This window comes from Mycobacterium sp. NGS66, from assembly GCF_059812225.1.
Genome location: NZ_JCALCG010000001.1, coordinates 878190 through 902183, shown reverse-complemented (window position 1 = coordinate 902183; position 23994 = coordinate 878190). Strand labels below are relative to the sequence as shown.

The 23994-nt window shown below is 66.6% G+C and carries 19 protein-coding genes and 1 tRNA gene; 9 read left to right on the top strand and 11 right to left on the bottom strand.

Annotated features, from left to right (window positions below; genetic code table 11):
• Window positions 1-45 precede the first annotated feature (45 nt).
• Window positions 46-585, bottom strand: coding sequence for a TetR/AcrR family transcriptional regulator (locus tag AC5Y2L_RS04355; RefSeq protein WP_499936490.1), 540 nt, complete (start codon window positions 583-585; stop codon window positions 46-48).
• Window positions 586-779: 194 nt separating this feature from the next.
• Between AC5Y2L_RS04355 and AC5Y2L_RS04350 the strand changes: the two genes are divergently transcribed.
• Window positions 780-1994, top strand: a complete 1215-nt coding sequence (locus AC5Y2L_RS04350) for a cytochrome P450 (protein ID WP_499936489.1) — start codon at window positions 780-782, stop codon at window positions 1992-1994.
• An 18-nt stretch (window positions 1995-2012) separates the two neighbouring features.
• On the opposite strand, the gene AC5Y2L_RS04345 is transcribed toward AC5Y2L_RS04350, so the two are convergent.
• Together AC5Y2L_RS04345 and AC5Y2L_RS04340 are read right to left on the bottom strand one after the other, a co-directional pair.
• Window positions 2013-3224, bottom strand: a complete 1212-nt coding sequence (locus AC5Y2L_RS04345; protein ID WP_499936488.1) for an acyl-CoA dehydrogenase family protein — start codon at window positions 3222-3224, stop codon at window positions 2013-2015.
• Entirely contained in the window at window positions 3221-3850 is a 630-nt protein-coding gene (locus AC5Y2L_RS04340) for a TetR/AcrR family transcriptional regulator (RefSeq protein WP_499936486.1), read from the bottom strand. Before AC5Y2L_RS04340 ends, AC5Y2L_RS04345 begins: the two co-directional genes overlap by 4 nt.
• A gap of 324 nt (window positions 3851-4174) precedes the next feature.
• On the opposite strand from AC5Y2L_RS04340, the gene fdh reads away from it, so the two are divergent.
• Genes fdh through nrfD form a run of 3 tightly spaced genes read left to right on the top strand, consistent with a single transcriptional unit; the run spans window position 4175 to window position 9470 of the window.
• A complete protein-coding gene (gene fdh / locus AC5Y2L_RS04335; RefSeq protein WP_499936485.1) occupies window positions 4175-7453 on the top strand; it encodes a formate dehydrogenase in 3279 nt (1092 codons plus the stop codon).
• A complete protein-coding gene (locus AC5Y2L_RS04330) occupies window positions 7453-8415 on the top strand; it encodes a 4Fe-4S dicluster domain-containing protein (protein WP_499936483.1) in 963 nt (320 codons plus the stop codon). The genes fdh and AC5Y2L_RS04330 overlap by 1 nt, the downstream gene beginning before the upstream one ends.
• Window positions 8412-9470: an NrfD/PsrC family molybdoenzyme membrane anchor subunit gene (gene nrfD / locus AC5Y2L_RS04325; protein ID WP_499936481.1), complete on the top strand. Its 1059-nt coding sequence runs from the start codon at window positions 8412-8414 to the stop codon at window positions 9468-9470. The genes AC5Y2L_RS04330 and nrfD overlap by 4 nt, the downstream gene beginning before the upstream one ends.
• Here the strand turns inward: nrfD and selD are convergent.
• Window positions 9467-10441: a selenide, water dikinase SelD gene (gene selD / locus AC5Y2L_RS04320; protein ID WP_499936479.1), complete on the bottom strand. Its 975-nt coding sequence runs from the start codon at window positions 10439-10441 to the stop codon at window positions 9467-9469. The genes nrfD and selD overlap by 4 nt on opposite strands.
• A gap of 103 nt (window positions 10442-10544) precedes the next feature.
• Here selD and AC5Y2L_RS04315 point away from each other — a divergent pair.
• The 5 genes from AC5Y2L_RS04315 (at window position 10545) to AC5Y2L_RS04295 (ending at window position 16067) form a co-directional block, all read left to right on the top strand.
• Window positions 10545-10637 (top strand) — tRNA-Sec (locus AC5Y2L_RS04315).
• Between the two features lie 29 nt (window positions 10638-10666).
• Complete coding sequence (selA, locus tag AC5Y2L_RS04310; RefSeq protein ID WP_499936478.1) at window positions 10667-11974, top strand: L-seryl-tRNA(Sec) selenium transferase; 1308 nt, start codon at window positions 10667-10669, stop codon at window positions 11972-11974.
• Window positions 11971-13761, top strand: coding sequence for a selenocysteine-specific translation elongation factor (gene selB / locus AC5Y2L_RS04305; protein WP_499936566.1), 1791 nt, complete (start codon window positions 11971-11973; stop codon window positions 13759-13761). Before selA ends, selB begins: the two co-directional genes overlap by 4 nt.
• 66 nt (window positions 13762-13827) lie before the next feature.
• Window positions 13828-14304, top strand: coding sequence for a hypothetical protein (locus tag AC5Y2L_RS04300; RefSeq protein WP_499936476.1), 477 nt, complete (start codon window positions 13828-13830; stop codon window positions 14302-14304).
• 209 nt (window positions 14305-14513) lie between these two features.
• Window positions 14514-16067, top strand: coding sequence for a SulP family inorganic anion transporter (locus AC5Y2L_RS04295; RefSeq protein ID WP_499936474.1), 1554 nt, complete (start codon window positions 14514-14516; stop codon window positions 16065-16067).
• Here the strand turns inward: AC5Y2L_RS04295 and AC5Y2L_RS04290 are convergent.
• Genes AC5Y2L_RS04290 through AC5Y2L_RS04260 form a run of 7 tightly spaced genes read right to left on the bottom strand, consistent with a single transcriptional unit; the run spans window position 16064 to window position 23834 of the window.
• Complete coding sequence (locus tag AC5Y2L_RS04290; protein ID WP_499936473.1) at window positions 16064-17110, bottom strand: phosphotransferase family protein; 1047 nt, start codon at window positions 17108-17110, stop codon at window positions 16064-16066. The two genes, AC5Y2L_RS04295 and AC5Y2L_RS04290, sit on opposite strands and share 4 nt — an antisense overlap.
• Window positions 17107-18324, bottom strand: a complete 1218-nt coding sequence (locus tag AC5Y2L_RS04285) for an acyl-CoA dehydrogenase family protein (protein ID WP_499936471.1) — start codon at window positions 18322-18324, stop codon at window positions 17107-17109. Before AC5Y2L_RS04285 ends, AC5Y2L_RS04290 begins: the two co-directional genes overlap by 4 nt.
• Before the next feature lie 44 nt (window positions 18325-18368).
• A complete protein-coding gene (locus tag AC5Y2L_RS04280) occupies window positions 18369-19139 on the bottom strand; it encodes an SDR family oxidoreductase (RefSeq protein WP_499936470.1) in 771 nt (256 codons plus the stop codon).
• A gap of 22 nt (window positions 19140-19161) precedes the next feature.
• Window positions 19162-19863, bottom strand: a complete 702-nt coding sequence (locus AC5Y2L_RS04275; protein ID WP_499936469.1) for a transporter — start codon at window positions 19861-19863, stop codon at window positions 19162-19164.
• A 22-nt stretch (window positions 19864-19885) separates the two neighbouring features.
• Window positions 19886-21223, bottom strand: coding sequence for an NAD(P)/FAD-dependent oxidoreductase (locus AC5Y2L_RS04270; protein WP_499936468.1), 1338 nt, complete (start codon window positions 21221-21223; stop codon window positions 19886-19888).
• Between the two features lie 9 nt (window positions 21224-21232).
• A complete protein-coding gene (locus tag AC5Y2L_RS04265) occupies window positions 21233-22558 on the bottom strand; it encodes a saccharopine dehydrogenase family protein (RefSeq protein WP_499936466.1) in 1326 nt (441 codons plus the stop codon).
• Window positions 22559-22580: 22 nt separating this feature from the next.
• Window positions 22581-23834, bottom strand: coding sequence for a saccharopine dehydrogenase family protein (locus tag AC5Y2L_RS04260; protein WP_499936465.1), 1254 nt, complete (start codon window positions 23832-23834; stop codon window positions 22581-22583).
• Window positions 23835-23994 lie beyond the last annotated feature (160 nt).

The following is a 23994-nucleotide window of genomic DNA, read 5'->3' as shown; positions in this document are numbered from 1 at the left end:
GCAATATCGTTACATCATGTAACGTAAAGCTGTCAATGGGCAGGCTTATCCCAGTACCAGGAATCGTTGCAGCATGGTGCGTTCCATGGCTCGGTCTTTGACGGGCCAGCACCACAGTGCCAGGAAGACGCGGATGAGCCACTGTGCGGCGAGAGGGTCGGGGTCGTCCTGACCGAGCATCTCGGCGGCAAAGCCGGTAACGATGCGCGAAGTGGTAATCCAGTCGCTCACGGGAGTCGTGTGCATTGAGCGCATGAGCTGGGCGAGGGGATCAGCCTGCAAACTCTGCAGAGCCACGATGGTGGCAGTGACTACTCGATCCGGACCTGTGAGGTCCTTGATCGCCTCGCGAGCCGTTTCCACGATGCGAACCGATTGGATCGCGACGACGGCATCGCGGATCGCGGCCTTGCCGCCGGCATGACGGTAGATCGTCGCGGGGGAGCAGTGCACCTCGGCCGCCAAGGCCTCGATGGTGAACCCCTCATACCCCCGCCGAGAGATGAGATCGGCAGCCGCGGCGTAGATGCGCTCTGCGGCCGCGTCTCGGCGGTCCTGTCCCACCAACCAGTCATTGCGTGGCATCACAGTCTCCTTCATGCCGACGGTGGCGCTGAAATTTTTCTCTCATCCTGAGACATAAGGACAATTCTTTCTCACGCTAATCCGCTGGTGTGGGGGGTGGGCAGTTTCGGCCAATGCTGCGTGCGGTTCGCGGTGTCTCTCAACTTTGCCGGATGTCGTTGACGCAGCCCGTGATCGGCCCCAGCGTGGGACGTATGACGGTCCTAGACGACCCGATCCAGCTCTTCAGCCTCGACGCGATTCAGGATCCATACCCGCTCTATGACCGCATGCGCTCGGAATCGCCGGTGCAACGCGTTGGCGATTCAGTGTTTTACGCGGTGTGCGGTTGGGATGCGGTGCTGGAGGCCGTCGAACGCGTCGATGACTTTTCGTCGAACCTCACCGCGACCATGGTCTTCCGCCCTGACGGCAGCGTCACCGCTTTCGACATGGGACCCCTCGGCGGTCCCGCTCAAGTTCTGGCGACTGCGGATGATCCGGTGCACGCCGTCCACCGCAAGATTCTGTTACCGCACTTGTCGGCTAAGCGGGTGCGGATCATCGAGGAATTCGCCGCCCAGACCGCCGAACGCTTGTGGCAAGAGAATCTGCATGATGCTCAGCTCGAGTGGATGAGTGCCATGGCAAACCGGCTTCCGATGATGGTCGTGGCCAAGTTGCTGGGTCTACCGCACGATGATGTCGACAGACTGATTCGGCTCGGCTACGCCACGACTACGTTGCTCGACGGAATAGTCACCCCCGAACAGCTCGAAGCGGTCGGAATGGCCGCGATCGAGCTATCGGCATATGTCATGGAGCATTTCGAAAAGGCAAGCGCTGGTGCCGAAAACGGACTGATTGCTGATCTGGCAGCGCGCTACGCATCGGGTGATCTGGAGCAGCTCCCGGCTCTTGGGATCATGCTCACCTTGTTCAGCGCGGCAGGAGAATCGACCGCGTCGCTGTTGGGTAGCGCGGCCTGGATCCTCGCGGATCGTCCTGAGATACAAGCCCAAATCCGCGAACACCCGGAAATGTTGGGAGCCTTCATCGAGGAGACGCTGCGCTTTGAGCCGCCGTTTCGTGGGCATTACCGCCACGTGTGGCGCGACACAACGCTGGCCGGGGTCGAACTGCCCGCCAATTCCCACCTGCTGCTGATGTGGGGCGCGGCCAACCGCGATCCGGCGCACTTCGAGGCGCCAAACGACTTCCGCCTCGACCGGACCAGCGCCAAAGGCCATTTAGCCTTCGGCAAGGGCGTGCACTTCTGTGTGGGAGCAGCGTTGGCGCGGTTAGAGGCGCGGATCGTGTTGGAAATGCTGTTGAAATCCACTCGTTGGATCGAGCCGACTGAAGTTGGCCAGTGGTTACCCAGCATCCTGGTCAGACGCTTGGACCGGTTGCAGCTGGCCGTCCGATAGGTTGTTCGCGGCGCGTAGCTACCGGATCGGCAGCCCGGTCAGCGCACGCGAAATCACCAGCCGCTGAATCTCGCTAGTGCCCTCGAAGATCGTGAAGATCTTTGCGTCGCGGTGCATCCGCTCCACCGGGTAATCCCTGGTGTAACCGTTGCCGCCGAGGATCTGGATGGCCTCGTCGGTGACATAGACCGCTGTCTCGCTCGCCGCCAGCTTGGCCATCGAGCCCTCCGCGGATTCGAAGTTCTGGTTGTTGCGCGCCATCCAGCCGGCGCGCCAGACCAGCAACCGCGCCGCGTCAATGCGGCTCTTCATGTCCGCCAACTTGAACGCGACCGCCTGGAATTCACCGATCTTGCGACCGAATTGCTCACGCTGGCAGGCGTATTCGAGGGCGTACTCGTATGCGGCCCGCGCTACGCCGACGGCCATTGCTCCGACGGTCGGCCGGGTGCGCTCGAAGGTCTTCATCGCGGCCTGCCCGCCCGCCGAGGCGCCGGACTTGACCCGAGCGATACGCGCTTCGAACTTCTCGCGGCCGCCGAGGATGGCGTCTTCGGGTACCCGGACGTTGTCGAGCACCACCTCGGCGGTGTGCGACGCGCGGATCCCGTGCTTCTTGAATTTCTGCCCTTGAGCCAGCCCTTTGGTATCCGGCCCGATGACGAACGACGCCTGGCCGCGGGTGCCCAGTTCTGGATACACCGAGGCCACCACGATGTGCACGTTGGCAATACCGCCGTTGGTCGCCCATGTCTTGGTGCCGTTGAGCACCCACTCGCGGGACGCCTCGTCGTAGCGTGCGCGGGTGCGGATGCCGCCGACGTCCGAACCGGCGTCGGGCTCGGACGAGCAGAACGCGCCGAGCTTGGGTTCGCCTGCAGTGCCGAACATTTCGGGCAGCCAGCGACCCAGCTGTTCGGGAGTTCCGTTGCCCGCCAGTGCCGCTGCGGCCAAGCCGGTGCCCATGATGGACAGCGCGATACCGGCATCACCCCAGAACATCTCTTCGAATGCCACCAGCATGCCCAGCCCGGTCTCCTCGGCGGCTTGCTGCGCGAAGAAGTCGGGCGAGTAGAGGCCGACCTTCGAGGCCTCCTGAATGACGGGCCAGGGGGTCTCTTCTCGTTCGTCCCATTCGGCCGCCGCGGGGCGGACGACTTCGGCGGCGAACTGGTGCACCCAATCGCGGACCTCGATCACGTCGTCGCTCAGTTGTAGCGAGAAAGTCACAGTTCTGCTCCTGAAATAGGTTGGTTTCTAACGGTGTAACGGCTCAGCACGCTGATGGTCTGGTTGACCCAGGCCTCGAAGTAGCGATCGTCGTCGATATTGCCCGGCGAGCGGCCAGTTAGCGCCTGCAGCGTGGCGGCGTAGGACAGCGACCCGATTGCGACCGCGGCGGTCGCCTCGGGGTCGGGGATCCGGGTGCGGCCGGCCCGATTGGACTTGATCAATTCGTCGGCGAAGCGCTGATAAGCGTTGTCGGTGATGACCTGCCACGTCTTCTCGTCCAGGTCGCCGAGTTCGTCCGGCTCGCGCAGCATGACCTTCAGCAGATCCTCGCTTTGTTTCAAGTTGCTCCAGATCAGCCGGCCCGCCGTGCGCACCGCTTGTTCGACGCCGGCCGGTTCCTCGGCGTCGTACTGCTCGCGCGCCGAGACGATGCTGTCGATCCGGTACTCGACTGCGGCCTCTAGCAATTCGCGCTTGGAGGAGAAGTGCTTGTACAGCGCACCCGATCCCGGAGCCAGGCCGGACGCCCGCTGGATGTCAGCCACCGACGCCGCCGCATAGCCCTTCGCGGCGAAAAGCTTGAGCGCTGCAGCCAGCAGCCGGTCACGTCCTGACGGGGCCATGTGGTGAGAGAGTACTCACTCACCTACGGAAGCGCAAACCGGTCGGTCGCCGAATCCGGCGTCCAGCCTGCGTCCACGGCGGGCCTGCCGGCAATTTGTCAGCCGCGTTCGCAGGCTCGGCGCCACTGTTGCAGAGTCGCGCATCAAACGCCGCCCGAATAACCGTGCCTAACTCCAACGCCTCAGCGCGCGATCACCACTAGGCCTCCTGGTGGCGACCCGCGGCGCGCGGCTGTGCCGCGCTTGCGATCACCACTAGACCCCATGGTGGCGACCCGCGGCGCGCGGCTGTGCCGCGCTTGCGATCACCACTAGGCTCGTGCCATGGCAATCCCGCGACTTTTCCTGGAATGGCCCGTCATCCGTCAAATGCGCTCAGGGGACGTGCTCGGCCGCGGACCGGCCGTCACCTCCAAGCAGACTCGTGCCATTGCCCCACGCACGTCGACGGCCGATCGCGTGGTGCAAAGCATCTGCCCGTACTGCGCGGTCGGTTGCGGGCAGCGGGTCTATGTCAAGGATGAGAGGGTCGTCCAGATCGAGGGAGATCCCGATTCGCCGATATCCCGCGGCCGACTGTGCCCCAAGGGCTCGGCCAGCGAGCAGCTGGTCAACTCGCCGGGGCGGCAAATCAAGATGCTCTACCGCGCCCCCCGGTCCACCGAATGGCAATCACTGGACCTCGACACCGCGATCGACATGGTGGCCGACCGCTTCGTCGAAGCCCGCCGCCATGCCTGGCAGGACATCGACAAGAAGGGCCATCCGCTGCGGCGCACCATGAAGATCGCCGCGCTGGGCGGTGCGACGCTGGACAACGAAGAGAACTACGTCATCAAAAAACTCTTCACCGCCGCGGGCGCCATCCAAATCGAGAACCAAGCCCGTATTTGACACTCCGCCACGGTTCCCGGTCTGGGAACCTCCTTCGGGCGCGGCGGCGCCACCCAATCACTGCAAGACATGGCCAACTCGGACTGCATCGTCATCCAGGGCTCCAACATGGCCGAGTGCCATCCGGTCGGCTTCCAGTGGGTCGAGGAGGCGCGAGCCAAGGGCGCCAAGGTGATTCACGTCGACCCGCGGTTCACCCGTACTTCGGCGGTGTGCGACAAGCACATTCCGATTCGCGCGGGATCCGACGTGGTACTCCTGGGCGCGCTCATCAACCACGTGCTCACCCATGACCTGTGGTTCAGGGAATACGTGCTGGCCTACACCAACGCGGCGACGTTGATCAACGAAAACTACCGGGACGCCGAGGATTTGGGCGGGCTGTTCTCCGGCTTCGATCCGGAGACCGGACAGTACGACCCGTCGACGTGGGCTTACGCAGAACGGGACGCAGAGCAGGACGCCGACCACGAACACGGCGCCAGCGCCTCGGGCCGTGCCGCGGGCGATCTGCACGGCAGCGGTGGCCCACCGCTGCCGCATGCCCGGGTGCTGCGCGACGAGACACTGCAGGATCCGCAGACCGCGTTCCAAATCCTCAAGCGGCACTACGCCCGTTACACACCCGAGATGGTGCGTGACGTCTGCGGCATCAGCATCCGTGACTTCGAATACCTGGCCCGCGCCATCGTCGAGAACTCCGGTCGCGACCGCACCACCTGCTTCGCCTATGCCGTCGGCTGGACCCAACATACGCTTGGTGCCCAATTCATCCGCACCGCAACGATTTTGCAGCTCTTGCTGGGCAACGTCGGGCGCCCGGGCAGCGGCATCATGGCGCTGCGCGGCCACGCCACAATCCAGGGCTCAACCGACATCCCGACGCTGTTCAACCTGCTGCCCGGCTACCTGCCGATGCCCAGTGCCGGCGTCCACGACACCTTGCGCGAGTACGTCGAGGCCGTCGGGCCGAAGAACCAAAAGGGCTTCTGGGCCAACGCCGACGCGTATACCGTCAGCCTGCTCAAAGCCTGGTGGGGCGATGCCGCACGGGAAGACAACGACTGGGCCTTCGATTACCTGCCGCGGATCGACGGTCCGCACGGCACGTACCAGACGGTGATGTCGATGCTGGAAGACGACGTCGACGGCTACTTCCTGCTGGGTCAGAACCCGGCCGTCGGATCGGCGCACGGCCGCATGCAGCGACTGGGCATGTCGCATTTGAAATGGTTGGTGGTGCGCGACCTCAACCTCATCGAGTCGGCCACCTGGTGGAAGGACGGTCCGGAGATCGCGTCCGGTGAGCTGCGCACCGAGGACATCGAGACCGAGGTGTTCTTCTTCCCGGCGGCCACCCACGTAGAGAAAGCCGGGTCGTTCACCCAGACGCAACGGCTGGTGCAGTGGCGACACAAGGCGGTCGAGCCGCCCGGCGACTGTCAGAGCGAACTGCAGTTCTTCGTCGAGCTGGGTAAGCGAATCCGCGCGCGGCTGGCCGGTTCGACCGACGAGCGCGACCGCCCGCTACTGGACCTGACCTGGGACTATCCCGTCGACGAGCACGGCGAGCCAAACCCCGAAGCGATAGTGGCAGAGATCAACGGCTACTACCTGACCGGGCCGAAAGCCGGGCAGACCGTGCCCGGCTACACCGAACTGCGCGCCGACGGTTCCACGTCATGCGGCTGCTGGATCTACTCCGGGGTGTACGCCGACGGCATCAACCAGGCCGCCCGCCGGGTGCCCCACGGCGGGCCGAGTCCGAGTCAGTCGGAGTGGGGCTGGGCGTGGCCGGCCGACCGTCGCATCCTCTACAACCGGGCGTCGGCCGACCCCGACGGCAAGCCGTGGAGCGAACGCAAGAAGTGCATCTGGTGGGACGAGCAGCAGGGCCGGTGGGTCGGTGACGACGTGCCCGACTTTCCGGTGGACCGCGCCCCGCATGTCCGGCCCGACCCGGACGTCGGCGGGCCGGACGCCCTGGCCGGCGACGACCCGTTCATCATGCAGGGCGACGGCAAGGGCTGGTTGTTCGCCCCCAAAGGCATGGTCGACGGCCCGCTGCCCACGCATTACGAACCGCAGGAGTCGCCGGTCGCCAACGCGTTGTACCCGCAACAGCAGAACCCGTCGCGAATCATGTTCCCGCGCAAGGACAATCTGAGCGCGCCGAGTGCCGATGAGCCGGGCGCCGAGGTGTACCCGTACGTGTTCACCACCTACCGGCTCACCGAGCATCACACCGCAGGCGGGATGAGTCGCTGGCTGCCGTATCTGTCCGAGTTGCAGCCCGAGATGTTCTGTGAGGTCTCCCCGGAGCTGGCCGCTGAGCGAGGGCTGGAACCTTACGGCTGGGCCACCATCATTTCGCCACGGGCCGCTATCGAGGCCAAAGTGCTTGTCACCGAACGGGTTACACCGCTGGTGATCGGCGGGCGCACCGTACACCAGATCGGGCTGCCCTATCACTGGGGTGTCGGCGGCGACGCGATGGTCAGTGGTGACGCGGCCAATGACCTGCTCGGCGTCACCCTGGACCCGAACGTGCAGATCCAGGAGTCCAAGGCCGGCTCGTGCGACATCCGTCCGGGCCGTCGGCCGCAGGGCGAGGCGCTGCTGCGGCTGGTCGAGGAGTATCAGTCGCGGGCGGGTGCGACCGTCGAGACGGGGAACGTGCGGATCACCGACCCGGAACGGGAGGGCTGATGGGCCAGCTGGCTGGACCGACCGATCCCACCGCTGATGCGCGGTGGCCAGATGCCAAGCCGCGCAAGGGTTTTTTCACCGACACGTCGATCTGTATCGGCTGCAAGGCGTGCGAAGTCGCGTGCAAGGAGTGGAACCGCAACCCGCTCGACGGCGACCTCGAATTGCTGGGCTCGTCCTATGACAACACCGGTCACTTGGGTGCCAGCACGTGGCGGCACGTGGCGTTCATCGAGCAGGGCCGCGACCGCATCGAGCAGGCGCGCGAATCCGGGCGGGCGCTGGTGAACCTCGGTATGCCAAAGGTCCCGGGCCCGCCAGACATCACCCCGCCCGACACTCCGGAGTTCCGTTGGCTGATGGCCTCCGACGTGTGCAAGCACTGCACCCACGCCGGCTGTCTGGACGTCTGCCCGACGGGCGCGCTGTTCCGCACCGAGTTCGGCACCGTCGTCGTGCAAGACGACGTTTGCAACGGGTGCGGCACCTGCGTGGCGGGTTGTCCGTTCGGCGTGGTCGAACGCCGCAGCGACGGGACGTACACAACCCCGGCCCAGCGATCGGATCGGCCGGCCGAAAAGTTCGTCACCGGCGTCGCCCAGAAATGCACGCTCTGTTATGACCGGCTCGTCGAAGACCAGACACCGGCCTGCGCCAAGACCTGTCCCACCACGTCGATCAAGTTCGGCAACCACGACGAGCTGGTGGCGCAGGCCCGTGAACGTGTCGCCGAATTGCATGCGCAAGGGCTTACCGAGGCGCGGCTTTACGGCGCCAACGAGCACGACGGTGTCGGCGGCACCGGGTCGATCTTCCTGTTGCTGGACGAGCCGGAGGTCTACGGCCTGCCGCCTGACCCACGTGTCCCGACGGCCGACCTGATGCAGATGTTCAAACGGGCCGGCCTGGCGGGGGCGGGCATGGTCGCGGCGGCTGCGCTGGCGTTCTGGAGGCGTCGGTGAGCACGTCGGAGTACGACAGCCTAAGGCCGCCGCAAGCCGGCGGCGGTCGTCGTAAGCGGGGGAAGACACGCCGCGACGAGACCATGATGGTCCCCGAGGCAGAGTTCACCAGCTACTACGGACGTCCGGTGGTCAAGCCGCCACCATGGGGCCACGAGGTCGGGGCATACCTCTTCCTCGGCGGCGTGGCAGGTGGGTCGGGTCTGCTCGCCGCCGGGGCTCAGCTCACCGGGCGACCGACGCTGCGTCGCAACACGCGGCTCTCCGCGCTGGTGGCCGTGATACTCAGCGCGGCCGCGCTGATCAAGGATCTGGGACGGCCGGAGCGGTTCGTCAACATGATGCGGACCATCAAGCTCACCTCGCCAATGAGTCTCGGCTCGTGGATTCTCAGCGCCTTCAGCGCGGGCATCGGTGTTGCCGCCGCGGCCGAGGTCGACCGGCTGACGGGCGAGCGAATTCCGTTGGGTCCGTTGCGCCCCGTGCTGCGGACGGTGGAAGCGCCCGCCGGTTTGGAAGCCGGGCTGTTCGCGGCGCCGCTCGCGGTTTACACCGCGGTGCTGCTCGGCGACACCGCGACCCCGACGTGGAATGCCGCCCACGAGGACCTGCCGTTCGTCTTCGTCAGCTCGGCCAGCCTCGCCGCGTCGGGTCTGGCGATGATCACCACGCCCGTCGCCGAGGCCGGACCGGCGCGAAGCCTTGCCGTGCTCGGAGTGGTCGGCGACCTGATTGCTACGAAGGTCCTGGAACGCCGGATGGATCCGGTGGCCGCGGAGCCGCTGCATCATGGCGGGCCGGGCCGGATGCTGCGGTGGAGCGAGCGGCTGGTCATCGCGGGCGGATTGGGGACACTGCTCGGAGGCCGGCATCGTGGCGTCGCGGTGGCGTCTGGTCTGGCGTTGATGACCGCGTCGGCGCTCACCCGGTTCGGTGTTTTCGAGGCGGGGCTGGAGTCCGCCCGCGATCCTCGTTACACGATCGAGCCGCAGAAGCGCCGGCTGGCCGCGCGCCGGGCAGCGGGCATCACCGGCGACTCGATCACGACGGCTTAGCGGCGGATCTCGATGCCCTCGCCGGCCACAGTGTGCCCGATGACGGGATAGCCCGGCAGTTCGCCGACCACCAGCAGGCCCCCAGAAGTCTGCGCGTCGGCCAGCAGCAGCAGGTCCTCCTCGGTGACGTCGTGCCGCAGATGCGGCCGCACCCAGTCGAGATTGCGGCGAGTGCCGCCGGAGACGAACCCGTCGCGCAGCGCCTCTCGCGCGGCGTCGAGCACCGGCACCGCCGCGCACTCGACGACAGCGCCGACCTTGGACGCTCGGCACATCTTGTGCAGATGTCCCAGCAGCCCGAACCCCGTCACGTCGGTGGCCGCGCGCACGCCGGCGGCCACCGCAGCCGCCGCGGCCTCGCGGTTGAGCTGGGTCATGGTCGCTATCGCTTCCGTGAAGACCTCGCCGGTCTGCTTGTGCCGGTTGTTGAGCAATCCGACACCCAATGGCTTGGTGAGCGTGAGCGGCAGACCCGGTTCGGCGGCATCGTTGCGCAGCAGCCGGTCGGGATCGGCAACTCCGGTTACGGCCATGCCGTACTTGGGTTCCGGGTCGTCGATGGAGTGGCCGCCGATCACCGGACAACCGGCCTCCGACGCCACCGCCAGGCCGCCGCGCAGCACCTCCGTCATCAGCTCCAGCGGCAGCCGGTCACGGGGCCAGCCGACGAGGTTGATCGCGACCACCGGTCGTCCGCCCATCGCGTAGATGTCGGAAAGCGCATTCGCCGCGGCGATGCGGCCCCAGTCGTAGGCATCGTCGACCACTGGGGTGAAGAAGTCCGCCGTGGACAGCACCGCCAGCTCGCCGACCAGAACCGCGGCCGCGTCGTCGCCGTCGTCGAGCCCGACGAGGACGTTCTCGCCCGGCTGCCCGACCAGGCTTTGTACTGCCTCCTCGAGTTCACCGGGCGGGATCTTGCACGCGCACCCGCCGCCGTGCGCGTACTCGGTGAGCCGCGTCTGGGCCATGGGCCGAGCGTACGTGTCCGCGAAACTGCAACTGCCGACGCCGTCACTCGGCCGATGCGTCGCCAATCGCACTTTCGCGGTGCTGGAAGTTAGGTTTACCGGTGGAGGCGTTTGGGTTCCTGGTGGGCCCCCCGGTCTTCAAAACCGGTGAGATCGAGCAGCTCGGTCTGGCGGGTTCGATTCCCGTCCGTCTCCGCGACTCCGCCTAGGGCGACGAGGAGGAAAGTGACGGACCTGGACCCGCGCCGCCTGATTCCCCGCACGGATCAGCTGCTCGCGCTACCGGCGGTGCAGCGCGCCCGGTCCCGGTTGGGCGAACAGGTCGTCAGAGCGGTGGTGCGCGACGTCCAGGAACAGGCCCGCCGCGGGGACCTGCCGCCCGATCAGGTGCAAGACGGCGTGGTGGCGTCGTTGGCCGCGCGCACCACCACGTCGCTGAAGCCTGTTCTCAACGCCACCGGCGTCGTCGTGCACACCAACCTGGGCCGCGCGCCGCTGGCCAGGAGCGCGGTCGAAGCGCTGGTCGAGGCGAGCGGCTACGTCGATGTCGAACTCGACCTCGCCACCGGCACCCGATCCAAGCGGGGGCTCGCGGCGCGCGATGCGCTGCTCAGCGCATGTCCGCCGGCCGAGGACGTGCTGGTGGTCAACAACGGCGCCGCGGCGCTGGTGCTGGCGACCACTGCGCTATCGGCCGGAAGTGAGGTCGTGGTAAGCCGCGGCGAGCTGATCGAAATCGGCGCCGGATTTCGGCTGCCCGACCTGATCGCCTCTACCGGCGCCCGACTGCGCGAAGTGGGCACCACCAATCGCACGCATCTGAAGGACTATGCAGAGGCGATCGGCCCGCAGACCGGATGCGTGCTCAAGGTGCACCAGAGCAACTTCCGAATAGCGGGATTCACGGCTTCCGTCACTCTGCCGGAGCTTCGGGCGTTGACCGCGGAGCGGGACGTGCCCCTGGTCGCCGACATCGGCAGCGGGCTGCTGGCGCCCGACCCGCTGCTGCCGGACGAGCCCGACGCCGCCAGCGTGCTGTCCGACGGCGCCGACGTCGTCATCGCCAGCGGCGACAAACTGCTCGGCGGCCCGCAGGCCGGCGTGGTGCTCGGCCGCGCGGAGGTGGTGGCCCGGATGGCACGGCATCCCTTGGCGCGCGCGGTGCGCGCCGACAAGCTCACCCTCGCCGCGCTGGAGGCGACCGTCCGGTCCGGAACATCGCCGGTGACCCAGTACCTGCACGCCGACCCGGACCGGCTGCGGGCGCGGGCCGAGCGACTCGCTGTCGCGGTCGGCGCGCCCGTCGTCACGCACGACGGGCGGGTCGGTGGCGGGGGAGCGCCGGGTGTTCCGTTGCCTGGCTGGGCGGTTCGGCTGCCGGAGTCCGCGGCCGCCGTGCTGCGCGCCGGTGAACCCGCAGTGCTGCCGCGGGTGCATGACGGCGCCTGTCTGCTGGACCTGCGCTGCGTACCCGAGTCCGACGACGATCGGCTGCTGGCCGCCGTGCGCAAAGCGTTGGGCGCAGACCCCTGAGCAGACACGTCATCGCGACCGCGGGCCACGTCGACCACGGCAAGAGCACGCTCATCCGCGCCCTCACCGGTATGGAGCCCGACCGCTGGGAGGAAGAGCGCCGCCGCGGGCTGACCATCGACCTCGGCTTCGCCTGGATGAACCTGCCGTCGGGCCGCTCGGTCGCGTTCGTCGACGTGCCCGGCCACCAACGCTTTCTGGGCAACACGCTGGCCGGCCTTGGTCCGGCCGCGGTGGTCTGCTTCGTCGTCGCCGCCGACGAGGGCTGGCGGGCGCAGTCCAGTGACCATCGAGATGCGCTCGCGGCGTTGGGAATTCGTCATGGCCTGATCGTGATCACCCGCGCCGACCGGGCGCCGGAGCGCGGGATACAGGTCCTTGCGCAGGCGCGCGCGGAGCTGGCCGAGACCGGTCTGCGGGACGCGCCCGGGGTGATCGTTTCCGCGGTCGACGGCACCGGCCTGACCGAATTACGCGCCGTCATCGACGACGTCCTTGCCCGGGTGCCCGCATCCGACGGCACGTCACGGTTACGGCTGTGGGTGGATCGTTCGTTCACCATCATCGGCGCGGGCACCGTGGTGACGGGAACGCTCGCGGCCGGGACCGTCGCCCGCGGTGACCGGCTGGACGTCTTCGGCCCCGAGGGCGTGCGATCGGTGACAATCCGTGGTCTGCAGAGCTGCGGCGAGTCCTACGCCACCATCGGTCCGGTGGCTCGGGTGGCGCTGAACCTGCGCGGTGTGCCGCGTGATGTGGTCCACCGCGGGGACGCCCTGGTCACTCCGGACGCCTGGCCGAGCACCTGCACCCTCGATGTGCGTCGCACTACCGGCCGCCCTTTGACCGAGGTCCCGACGCGACTCATGGTGCACGTCGGAACGGCTGCCGTGCCCGCGCGGCTGCGACCGTTCGACGACGATCACGGGCGGCTGACGGTCCATCGGCGGCTGCCATTGGCGCTCGGAGACCGGCTGGTGTGGCGCGTGCCCGGCAGCGCTGGAGTGCTCGGCGGTGCACAGGTGCTCGATGCCGATCCGCCCATGTTGCGTCGGCGCGGTGACAGCCGGCGCCGGGCTGCTGCACTGGCCGACATGGACGTCGACGGCAACGTCGCGACCGAGGTGGCCCGCCGGGGAGCGGTGACCGAAAGCCATCTCTGCCGCCTGGGGCTGTCGACGGAGTCGGTGCCGGCCGAGGTGCGGGTGCTGGGCGGCTGGTGGGTGCATGAGCCGACATATGAGGCGTGGCAGCAGCGACTTCGGGCAGCGGTGGATGAGGTGCACGCGCGAGATCCCTTGGCTGACGGGCTGTCTCGCGGTGCGGCGCGTGGCGCGCTTGCCCTGCCCGACGAGTCGCTGCTCGATTCCGTCATTCGGGACGCGGGACTCGCGCAGGATGGCGGTCACATCCGGATCCCGGGCGTTCGTGATGAGCTCGGCCACGCGGAAGCGGCGGTGAGCGAGTTGGAAACCCGGCTACGGGCCGAGCCCTTCCGCGCGCCGGAGGCCTACGAGCTGTCCGCACTGCACCTTGGCGTGCGGGAATTGGCTGCGGCCGAGCGTGCCGGTCGGCTGCTACGGCTGCGTGACGGCGTCGTGCTGTTGCCCACCGCGCCTGCGCTGGCGATGCGGGAACTGGCGCGCCTCGAGCAGCCGTTCACGACGAGTCAAGCGCGGCAGGCGCTTTCCACCACGCGGCGGGTCGCGATCCCGTTGTTGGAACACCTCGACGCCCGCGGCTGGACCCGTCGATTGGATGCGGGCCACCGTCAGGTCGTGCGGTAGGCCAGAAGACGTATCATGGCGACACATTCCTTGTTGCGGCCGGCCGGCCGGAAGGCAGGAATAGCCATGAACATAACGTCATTCTCCGCTGCTGTAATCGCCTGTGCTGCCGCGGTTTCCGTACCGATGGTGCACGCTGATCCCGCTGCGGGCCAGGTAACCAACGTGCGAACGCCGTCGCCGGCGATGCGTTGCGCGGTCAGCTCGGATGACGGTGACGCAGCAGGTCCGACCGTGGTGTGCCAGACGAGCGGGTTCCCGCAGGCACCGATGAATCCCCCGCCGTATCCAGGATGGAACGGGGATCCGCTGGTGTTGCACCAGAATCAGGCCATAGTCAACGAGTCGGGTCAATTCAGCTGGCGGACTGCGAACCTCGGCCTGGCACCCCCCGGACAGCCCGACGTCGTCCTGGCCGCTGACCAGACTTACCATCTGCGGGGCTGGACGATATCGCCGACCAGCGACGGCGTCACCTTCACCAGCGACAGGACCGGTCACGGCATGGCCATCGGCGGCGACTACAGCGTCAGGCCATTCTGACGGACCCGCGCGATCGCAGCGCGATAAAGATTTGCATTCGCTATGCACCCCGCCCGTCAAGTTGACCGGGCTGTGCGACGCCCATACCTTCGGATGAAGGGGCGAGGCGCCTTTCAGCCGAACAACGAAGTTCGCGCGGCAGGTAAACGCCAGTGCGCCAATAGGTTACACCGAGATACGTCCCCTGAGACTCAACGAGGGAGCGACCCATGCAGCACGCCGATGAGGCGCGCAACCAGAACGTCGGAGACGTAGGTGTGTCGCGAAAAGACCGCCTGCGTTCGGTGATCCGCCACGACCTACCCGCATCGCTGGTGGTCTTCCTGGTCGCGCTGCCGCTGTCACTGGGCATCGCCATCGCCTCCAACGCGCCGGTGCTGGCCGGCCTGATCGCCGCGATCGTCGGGGGAATCGTCGGGGGAGCCATCGGCGGATCACCATTGCAGGTCAGTGGCCCCGCAGCCGGGCTCACCGTCGTCGTCGCCGATCTCATCGCCGAGTTCGGCTGGGAAATAACCTGTTTCATCACCATGCTGGCGGGAGTCGTGCAGATCCTCCTTGGTCTCAGCCGTGTTGCACGAGCCGCACTGGCGATCTCACCGGTCGTCGTCCATGCGATGCTGGCCGGCATCGGAATTACGATCGCCCTGCAACAAACCCATGTGCTGCTCGGCGGCGAGTCGCGAAGCACTGCTTGGGAAAACGTGACCGGTCTGCCGGGGCAAGTTCTCAGCGCCCACCGGCCCGGCCTCGTCCTGGGTCTGCTGGTGATCGCCATCATGGTCGCCTGGCGCAAGGCGCCCCGGAGGCTTGCCGGCATTCCGGGTCCGTTGGTGGCCATCGTCGTCGTCACGCTCGTTTCGGTAGCGTTCCCCTTCAATGTGTCGCGCATCAAGCTGGACGGGTCCATCCTGCAGGCGATACAGCTGCCGACGATGCCGCATGGAAACTGGGGAGCTATCGCCATCGGCGTCATCACCGTCACGCTGATCTGCAGCGTGCAGAGCCTGCTGACCGCGGTCGCGACCGACAGGATGCACAACGGACCGCGCACCGACTTGAACCGTGAGCTGATTGGACAAGGCGCCTCGAACATGGTGTCGGGCGCTATCGGCGGTCTGGCCATCGCCGGCGTGATCGTCCGCAGCTCGGCCAACATCAATGCCGGCGCCAAAACCAGGGCGTCGACGATCATGCACGGTTTCTGGGTGCTGGTCTTTGCCCTGCCGTTCGCGGGTTTGGTCGAGCGGATTCCCACCGCCGCGCTCGCCGGACTGCTGATCGTCATCGGAATCGAGCTGCTGAAGCCCGCACACATCGAAACCGCTTTGCGCAGTGGCGATCTCGCCGTATACCTGGTGACCGTGGTGTGCGTCATCTTCCTCAATCTCCTGCACGGCGTCATGATCGGGCTCGCCCTCGCCATCGCGATGACCGGATGGCGGGTGGTGCGGGCCAGGGTGCACGCCGAGCAAATTGGCGCCGAGTGGCATGTGGTCGTTGAAGGGGCCTGCACCTTCCTTGCACTGCCTCGGCTGACCCGGGTGCTGGCCTCTGTGCCGCAGCGCGCGACGGTCACGGTCGAGCTGTCGGTCAACTACCTCGACCATGCCGCGCATCAGGCGATCAGCGACTGGGAGCGACAGCACGTCGCTACGGGTGGAAAGGTCCGGATTCTCGGTGTGGTCGAACCCAAAGCCTCGCAGCCGGTCAAAGCCGACCGGCGCCAAGTGCGGCCGACCTTGGTCTCTGAGCCGACTTAACGGGTACCGATCGCTGCGGCGTCGGCAATTTCGGTGGCCTTGTCCACCACGGCATTGATCCGAGCGACGGTGGGAGTGCCTGCCGCAGCCTTGTTTTGCGGCTCGTCCATCGCCCGGCGCATGACACCTTCGGCGATGATCGCCAGCTTCCACAGGCCTAGCACATGCCAGTACTGCAAAGCGGCCGGATCACGGCCGGTCGCGTCTACGTAGAGCCGAGTCATTTCCGCGCGGTCCGGAAATCCTTCCAGGGTCGACGGTGCGAAATCACCGCTCGTCGTCTCGCCGGGCTCCGACCAATAGGTGAGCAGACTGCCCATGTCCGCGAGCGGATCGCCCAGCGTCGACAGCTCCCAATCCAGCGTCGCCACCACCTCCCCGGACTCGGGCGAGGTGATCAGGTTGCGCAAATGAAAATCCCCATGCACCAAGCTGATTTCGTGCTGTTCCGGGGCGGCGGCGGCCAGGCGACGGGTGAGGTCGTCCAGTTCGGGTAGCTCACGCGTCTTGGACATTTCCCACTGTCCGGCCCACCGCTTGAGCTGGCGCTGGGCGTAGGGCTTGTGGCTGGCCAAGTCATCGAGCCCCACCTCCGCGAGGTCGACGGCATGAATCTTGGCCAGGGTGCGCGGTAGGTCGAGGGCGATCCGGCGGCGCTGCTGCGGGGTCAAGGCATTCGCGACGGCCATGGTGTCGATCACCAGGCCGTCGACGAATTCCATCAATACCAGCGGCACTTCCGAAAACTCCGAATCCATTGTGGTACCGAGGATTCGAGGTACCGGCACGTCGGTGTTCTCGAGCGCGGCGATAATCCGCGCCTCCCGCAGCACGTCGTGTGCCGAGGCCAGGAGATGACCGAGCGGCGGGCGACGCAATACCCAGGCATGTTCCGCGGCATCGGTGACGCGGTAGGTCAGATTGGATTGCCCGAGGCCGATCCGCCGGAAGGCCAGCGGCGCCTCGAACTGGATGCCCAGTTTCGTCAGCCACCGCCCCACGGCGTCAGGGTCGAGGCCGACCACTTGCTGCACCTCGGTCATGACGCGCCTGCGCGATACTTGCGCAATTCTTGACTGGCGATGGCGCGCTTATGTACCTCATCGGGGCCGTCGGCCAAGCGCAGCGTCCGCAAGTGGGCCCACGCCATGGCTAGCGGAAAGTCATCGGTGACCCCGCCGCCGCCGTGCACCTGAATGGCCCGGTCGACGATCTTCAGCGCAATGTTGGGCGCGGCCACCTTGATTGCCGCAATCTCGGTGCGCGCCTCTTTGTTTCCGACGGTGTCCATTAAATAGGCCGCTTTCAACGTGAGGAGGCGGATCATCTCGATATCGATGCGGGCCTCTGCGATCCAGTCACGAATGTTGGCGTTGTCGCTGATCGGCTTGCCAAAGGTGATGCGCGACTGGGCTCGTTTGCACAGCAGCTCCAATGCACGCTCGGCCATGCCGATCGCGCGCATGCAGTGATGGATGCGGCCGGGGCCCAGCCGGGCCTGGCTGATCGCGAAGCCCTCTCCCTCGCCCTTCAGCACGTCCTTCGCCGGTACCCGGACGTCCTCGAAGTCGATCTCGGCGTGCCCTTCTCGGTCTTGGTAACCGAAGACCGGCAGGTTGCGCCGCACCGTGACACCGGGAGCGTCGATAGGCACGACCATCATCGACTGCTGGCGGTGCGGAGCCGCGGTGGGATCCGTCTTGCCCATCACGATCAGCACCTTGCAGTTTCGGTGCATTCCGTTGGAAGCGAACCACTTTCGTCCGTTGAGCACATAGTCGTCACCGTCGCGGATCATCGACATCTCGACGTTCGTCGCATCCGAGCTCGCCACCGCGGGCTCGGTCATCGCGAAGGCGGACCGAATCTTGCCGTCCAGCAGCGGCTTGAGGTAGCGCTCCTTGTGCTCGTCGCTACCGAACAGCGTGAGCACTTCCATGTTGCCGGTATCCGGGGCACTGCAGTTGCAGGCTTCGGACGCGATGTGGCTGCGGCCCATGATCTCAGCCAGCGGTGCGTATTCCAGGTTGGTCAATCCGGGACCCCACTCGGGGTGGGGGTGAAAGAGGTTCCACAGCCCACGCTTTCGCGCCTCTGCCTTCAGCTCTTCCAAGATCGGCGGGTGGAAGTGCGGGTCGCCCGCTTCCCGCATCTGCTCGTCGTACACCGCCTCGGCCGGGTAGACGTGGGAATCCATGAACTCGAGCAGATCGATCTGGTACCGCTGGGCGCGTTCGGAAATATCGAACAAGGACATGAGAACACCTCTGACATCTGTTGAGAAAGGGCTGCCCGCCAACTCTATGCCGACCTGTGGAAGGGCCCAGCATCACCGAGGCGCTGTCCGCCGTCAAGCACGAACGTCTCTCCGGTCACCCAGCTCGCCGCATCGGAGGCCAGGAACGCAATGACCGAACCGACGTCCTCGGGCTCCCCGATCCGCCCCAGCGCGGTGGCCGAATTCAACTGGCCCTCATGTTCTTTCCACAACGCCTCGGCCAGCTTGGTCCGGATGACGCCGGGTGCGATGGCGTTGACCCGGACCTTCGGGGAGAGCTCGAGCGCCATCTGTTTGGTGAGGTGGATAAGCGCGGCCTTCGAGGCGTTGTACAGCCCGAGGTTCGCCTCGAATCCCATCCCGCCAATGGATGCCATGTTGATGACGACGCCGCCGTGCTCGCCCATCCAGGCGCGCGCCGCCAGCGACGTCCATAGGATCGGTGCCCATAGGTTCACGTCGAACGTCTTGGTGAAGCGGGCATGGTCCTGATTGATGACCGGGCCGTAGGACGGGTTGGTGCCGGCATTGTTGACGAGGATGTCAAGGCTGCCGAACTTTTCGAGCGCGATGTCGATGCAGCGTTGGGCAGCTTCTTCGTCGACGGCATGCGCGGCGACGCCAATCGCGTTGCCATACACCTGTTCCGCCGCGGCGGCCGCAGATTCCTGTTTGCGCGACGTCAGTATGACGTTGCCTCCGGCCGCCGCAATCGCTTGTGCCGCAGCCAGTCCGATGCCTCGTGAGGCGCCGGTGACGACGGCGGTTCGGCCGGTGAGATCACGTCCGCTCATGTCAGAACCCTTTCTGGATTGATCAAGTGCGGGTCTGCGTGACGGACGTGTCGCCGACGCTATGGGCGTCGGCACGGATGTTGTGCGTGTCGAATGCGCGGTAGGCGCGGTAGATCACGAACATCATCAGGCCCCAGGCGGACAGCGCCAAGATGTAGAAGATCGTGTGCTCCGAGTCGTCGCCCGGGATGTGGACGAAGTCGTAGATTCCGGCGATGACGAGGTTGCAGGCGGTGGCAATGGCGACCCACACCGCGTGGCCCCGTTCGCCGATGTCCCACAGGCGCAGCACGAAGTAGATCAGGAATCCCGCCGTGAGCACGAAGGCCACGACGTAGAAGATCTTGCCTGACACACCGATTTCCTCGGCGAAGCTGGAGAGGACGAAACCGAAAACGGCTGCCAGGGCGAACGCGCCGACGTCCACCGCTGCGGACGGCTTGTACCGGTGGGTGACCTTCATCAAGCCGAGTACCAAGATCAGCGTGAAGCCGATGGAGCGGGAGAACGCGTCCAGGAAGTACGCGATGTGGTACATCGGGCTGTCGTGTCCGGCGTGGACGAGGCCGTAGATCAAGAAGTTGGTTCCCGAGGTCCCCATGATGAGCCATTCGATACCGAGTAGATAGTTCTGGTGGTTCCGGATGAACTTGACGCCGTAGGTGAATCCGACGGCGATCATCCAGATGTCTGCTACCGCGAAGAGCAATTCTCGGATGGACATGATTTCTCCTTAGGTGGTGACCTCAGGCGGTCGGTTGGGCGAAGTGACCGCGCAGAGACGATCGTTTCCCGCGGGCCGCCAGGTGGTCGGCGGCGCGGTCGGCGAGCCAGATGGCCTTCAGTGCCGTGGAATTGACCATGCCGGGCCAGAACATGCCGCCCCGATGCCAGATGGTGGCCAGGTCGTCGGCCATCGGTTCGCCCACGACGTGACCGGCGAGCATGTGCCCGACGTACTGCGCTTGGGCGAAACCGTGGCCGTTGCACGCGAGTGAATACAGCACGCGCGGCGATGCCTGTCCGGCGAGCGGCAGCCAGGTGGAACTCATGCCGATCCAGCCGCCCCACGCCCGTCGGGGCTGCACGTCGGTGAGAGTCGGAAAGCGTTGCCGGAAACCGCGCAGCAGGTCGGCGGCGACGTCTTTCGACGGGGTGCGGGCCTCGAGTGGGCCGCGGGTGGTTTCCAGTTTGCGGGTGCCGAACACGATGGTGCCCCGCGGCGTCACCCGGTAGTTCTCCATGATCAGGTGCGCGGTGACCACGGGTGCGCGGCTTGTCCAGCCGAGGGCGTCGAGCCGTTCGGGGGCGATCGGCTCGGTCTCCACCAGCGACGTCCACACCGGCGACACGAGTCGCTTCGGGGTGATCGGCAGGTCGCGCCCGTAGGCGTTGGTGGTGAGCAGCGCACGGTCAGCGCGGACCCGGCCGTGTTGGGTTTCGACGAGTACCCCGCGCGGGCCGCCGGTGACGTCATGCACTCGTGTGTGCTCGAAAACCCTTGTGCCCGAGGCGAGCACAGCGGCGCGGAGGCCACGGACATATTTGCCGGGGTTGAGTGTGCCGCCGACACCTTCACGTATGCCGCCGAGGAAGCCGTCGGGCAGGCCCGCCTCGCGGCCGTCGACGAACTCGGCCGACGACCCGGCACGCGACATGATCCGTGCGTTGCGGCGAGCCTTGCGAAGCTGTCCCCTCGTGACGGCCGCCATCACGATCCCTTCCCGTCGGTATTCGCAATCGATGGCACGCTCGCCGATGACCCGCTCGACGAATTCGGCGGCGTGTTCGGCGTAGACGAACAAGGCGCGCAACCGATTTCGGGAGTTCGTCATGGCCAGCAGTCCGGGATCGGCGGCCACCGAGTTCGTCACGTACCCCGCGTTGCGGGACGTGGCACCCCAGCCGCACGTCTGCGCTTCGAGCAGGACGACATCCGCGCCGGATTCGGCGAGTCGCAGGGCCGCCGACATGCCCCCGCCCCCGCCACCGATGACGACGACGTCGCAGGTGATGTCGTCGGCGAGGGCGGGTTCGCCGACGGTGTCCAGCTCGGCCCACCCCGTCCGCGACAACAGGTCCATGGCTCGGCCCTACCGTGCGTCGACGGGTGCGCGACGTGCCGTGACCGCGGTGCTCGGGGTGATCACGGCTTCGACCACCTCGTGCAGCGGCGCGCCGGCGGTGCGGGCGAGGGCGGCGTAAAACTGTTCGGGGTTCGCCCAGTCCTCGGGTGACAGGACACCGGCGGCGCCGTCGAGATCCGCGATCGCCAGGATCATGAACGCCGCGGTGGCCGACCCGGTGCCGGCCGCCATCGAGTCGATGGCGGTGCCCGGTCCGCTCACCGGCAGACGCCGGATGGATACGACCTTCTCACCGTCCCGGCTACCGGTGACCCGGACGTAGTTGATGCCGCGGTAATCCGGGTGTTTGCCGCGTGCTGCCGTCGCGAGGAACTTGAGCACTCCGGACACGGTCATCTCGCGGCGGCGGACGCTGCCCCACAGCCCGGCGAGCGCATACCGCCACACCCTGAGCGCCCCGGTCTTGTCGGTGGCGATGGCGTTGACGAAGTCGATGGCGTCGTCCATCGGGAGCCGACCGTCCTCGACGGCGACCGCGATTCCGCGCATGATGCCGTTGATGGGCGGTGGATCGAGCGCGCCCAGCACCCGGATCCGGTCGGCGCCCGGCCAGCGGCGCGGCATGGTGACCGATTCGGGGTGCGCGCACTCGTAGAGGCGGTAGCCGTCGCCGAAGGAGTTGCCCAGATCGAAGACGTCGTTTTCGATGAACGTCTGGTGGACGACGGACCGACCGTTCTCCCAGGTGTGGCAGGGGCCGGCGAAGCCGCGGATCGCGTGGTCGAGGACGGCGCGACCGAACGGGACCGGGCCCTCGTCACCGGTTGCCCAGCAGACGTCGATGCGCTCGACGGTGTCCATGTCGCGGGCGGCGTCGGCGGCCATCACGTTGGTGAACCCGGGAGATGCCCCGCAGCCGATGAAGATCGGAACGCCGGCCTCGCGTGCCCTGGCGTCGAGCGCGAGAGCGGCGCGGGTGCTGGCCTCGTCGTCGTCCAGGTCGAGGTAGGGCACCCGCAGTTCGAGGCAGGCCTGCATGACGGGTTCGGCGGTGCGGTTGTACGGTCCGGCGCCCAGGACGACCAGCGACGCACCCTCGATCGCATTACGCAGGGCCGAGGTGTCGAACAGGTCGAACGAGCCGACGGTCGCCGATCCGGGTGGGAGTTTCGCGACGAGCGCGTCGAGCGCCTGTGGCGCGATGTCGTACAACTCCAACTTCCAGTCCTGGCCGTCGGTGGCTGCGCGGGCAAAGCGTTCGATCGCCACCCGGCACATATCCCCCGCGGCCCCGATGAAGACGATTCGCCGGGTGTTACTGGTCAAAGCCATGATTCGCTCCGTTCCGTTGGCTTTAGTGCGCGTCGTCGAGGATCTCGTCACGCGGGGTTCCGACACGTTCCAGGGCCTTGTAGAACCGGTCTGGCTCGGCCCATTCCTCGGGCGTGAATACTCCTGCGCGGGTGGAGGATTCGTCGTCGAGTGCGACAACCATGAACGCGGCGCATGCCGTTCCCGTGGCCGCTGCCATGTCGGTGAACAGGTAGGTGCCGGGGCCGCATACCGGGGTACGGCGGCTGACCGCCGTGGGTATGCCATTGCGGAGACCGGTGACTTCGACCTTCAGGCCTGATTTGTAGGGGAAGGTGTGGCCCACCGCCGCCAGGGCAAGGAACTTGATCAGCTCGGTGCGGGTCGCCTCCCCGGTGCGCACGAGGTTGCGCATTCCGGATAGGGCGTGGCGCCAGCCCTTCACGCTGCCGAGCTTGTTTGTCATCAGCGCCTCCAGGAAGTCGATAGCCTCCTCCATGGGCATCTTGCCCTTCTGCACGGCCAGGCCGACGCCGCGGACAAGGCCGTTGTAAGGCGCTGGATCCAGGCCGCCGAAGCAGCGAATGTTCTTGGCATCCGGGTACTTTCGCGGCAACGTCACCGGCTCCGGGTGCGCGGTCTCATGCACCATGGTCAGCCCCAGTCCGCCACCCAACTCCGTCCAGCGGGTCTCCAGCCACGATTGGTGCATCACGGGTCCGCCGTTCTGCCACGTCATGCAGGGCCCGGCGGCGACGCGCAGCATATGGTCGAGAACCGCGCGGCCGATGGATCCACGCTCGTCGCCGACTACCCAATACACGTCGATGTTCTCGACACTGTCCAATTCGCCGGCCGCATCGGCGACCAGCACGTTGGTGATGCCGGGCGACGCACCGCAGCCGACGTACATCGGCACCCCGGCCGCTCGAGCATCGTCGTGCAGCGTCAGCGCGTGCACGGTGCTTTCGATATCGTCGTCGAAATCGAGATATGGCACTTTGGCCGCCAGACACGCCGCCATCACCGGGCCGGCGGTGCGGTTGTACGGACCCGCGCCGAGCACGACGAGCGCGGCTCCTTCGATGGCGCTGCGAAGCCCGTCGGCGTCGTAGAGGTCGAGCCGTGCGGCGGTGGCCAGTCCGGGCGGCAGCCGCTTCAGCAGCTGATCGAGGAGCTCGGGACGAATGTCGTAGAGGGCCAGCTCCCAGTCGCCCTCGGCAACCGCGAACCGTTCGATGGCAAGCCGACACATCTCTCCTGCGGCCCCAATGAAGACAATTCGTTTGGTGCCCATGAGCCCTTTCCGTTCTGTTGGTTTAGCCGAAGCCGCGGCGATGAGGTGCTATCCATCTTCAAGAAGTCAAACACGATTCTAGTTCGAGTTTATGCCGAAAGCGCCGGCCTGTCAATATCCCGCCAGCGACGCAAGTCCCGTTGCGGCGCCTGGCTGACAG

Coding starts and splice junctions, on each gene's coding strand:
- AC5Y2L_RS04355 (WP_499936490.1), bottom strand. CDS start 585: ATGCCACGCAATGACTGGTTGGTGGGACAGGACCGCCGAGACGCGGCC.
- AC5Y2L_RS04350 (WP_499936489.1), top strand. CDS start 780: ATGACGGTCCTAGACGACCCGATCCAGCTCTTCAGCCTCGACGCGATT.
- AC5Y2L_RS04340 (WP_499936486.1), bottom strand. CDS start 3,850: ATGGCCCCGTCAGGACGTGACCGGCTGCTGGCTGCAGCGCTCAAGCTT.
- AC5Y2L_RS04330 (WP_499936483.1), top strand. CDS start 7,453: ATGGGCCAGCTGGCTGGACCGACCGATCCCACCGCTGATGCGCGGTGG.
- selD (WP_499936479.1), bottom strand. CDS start 10,441: ATGGCCCAGACGCGGCTCACCGAGTACGCGCACGGCGGCGGGTGCGCG.
- AC5Y2L_RS04300 (WP_499936476.1), top strand. CDS start 13,828: ATGAACATAACGTCATTCTCCGCTGCTGTAATCGCCTGTGCTGCCGCG.
- AC5Y2L_RS04295 (WP_499936474.1), top strand. CDS start 14,514: ATGCAGCACGCCGATGAGGCGCGCAACCAGAACGTCGGAGACGTAGGT.
- AC5Y2L_RS04290 (WP_499936473.1), bottom strand. CDS start 17,110: ATGACCGAGGTGCAGCAAGTGGTCGGCCTCGACCCTGACGCCGTGGGG.
- AC5Y2L_RS04285 (WP_499936471.1), bottom strand. CDS start 18,324: ATGTCCTTGTTCGATATTTCCGAACGCGCCCAGCGGTACCAGATCGAT.
- AC5Y2L_RS04280 (WP_499936470.1), bottom strand. CDS start 19,139: ATGAGCGGACGTGATCTCACCGGCCGAACCGCCGTCGTCACCGGCGCC.
- AC5Y2L_RS04275 (WP_499936469.1), bottom strand. CDS start 19,863: ATGTCCATCCGAGAATTGCTCTTCGCGGTAGCAGACATCTGGATGATC.
- AC5Y2L_RS04270 (WP_499936468.1), bottom strand. CDS start 21,223: ATGGACCTGTTGTCGCGGACGGGGTGGGCCGAGCTGGACACCGTCGGC.
- AC5Y2L_RS04265 (WP_499936466.1), bottom strand. CDS start 22,558: ATGGCTTTGACCAGTAACACCCGGCGAATCGTCTTCATCGGGGCCGCG.
- AC5Y2L_RS04260 (WP_499936465.1), bottom strand. CDS start 23,834: ATGGGCACCAAACGAATTGTCTTCATTGGGGCCGCAGGAGAGATGTGT.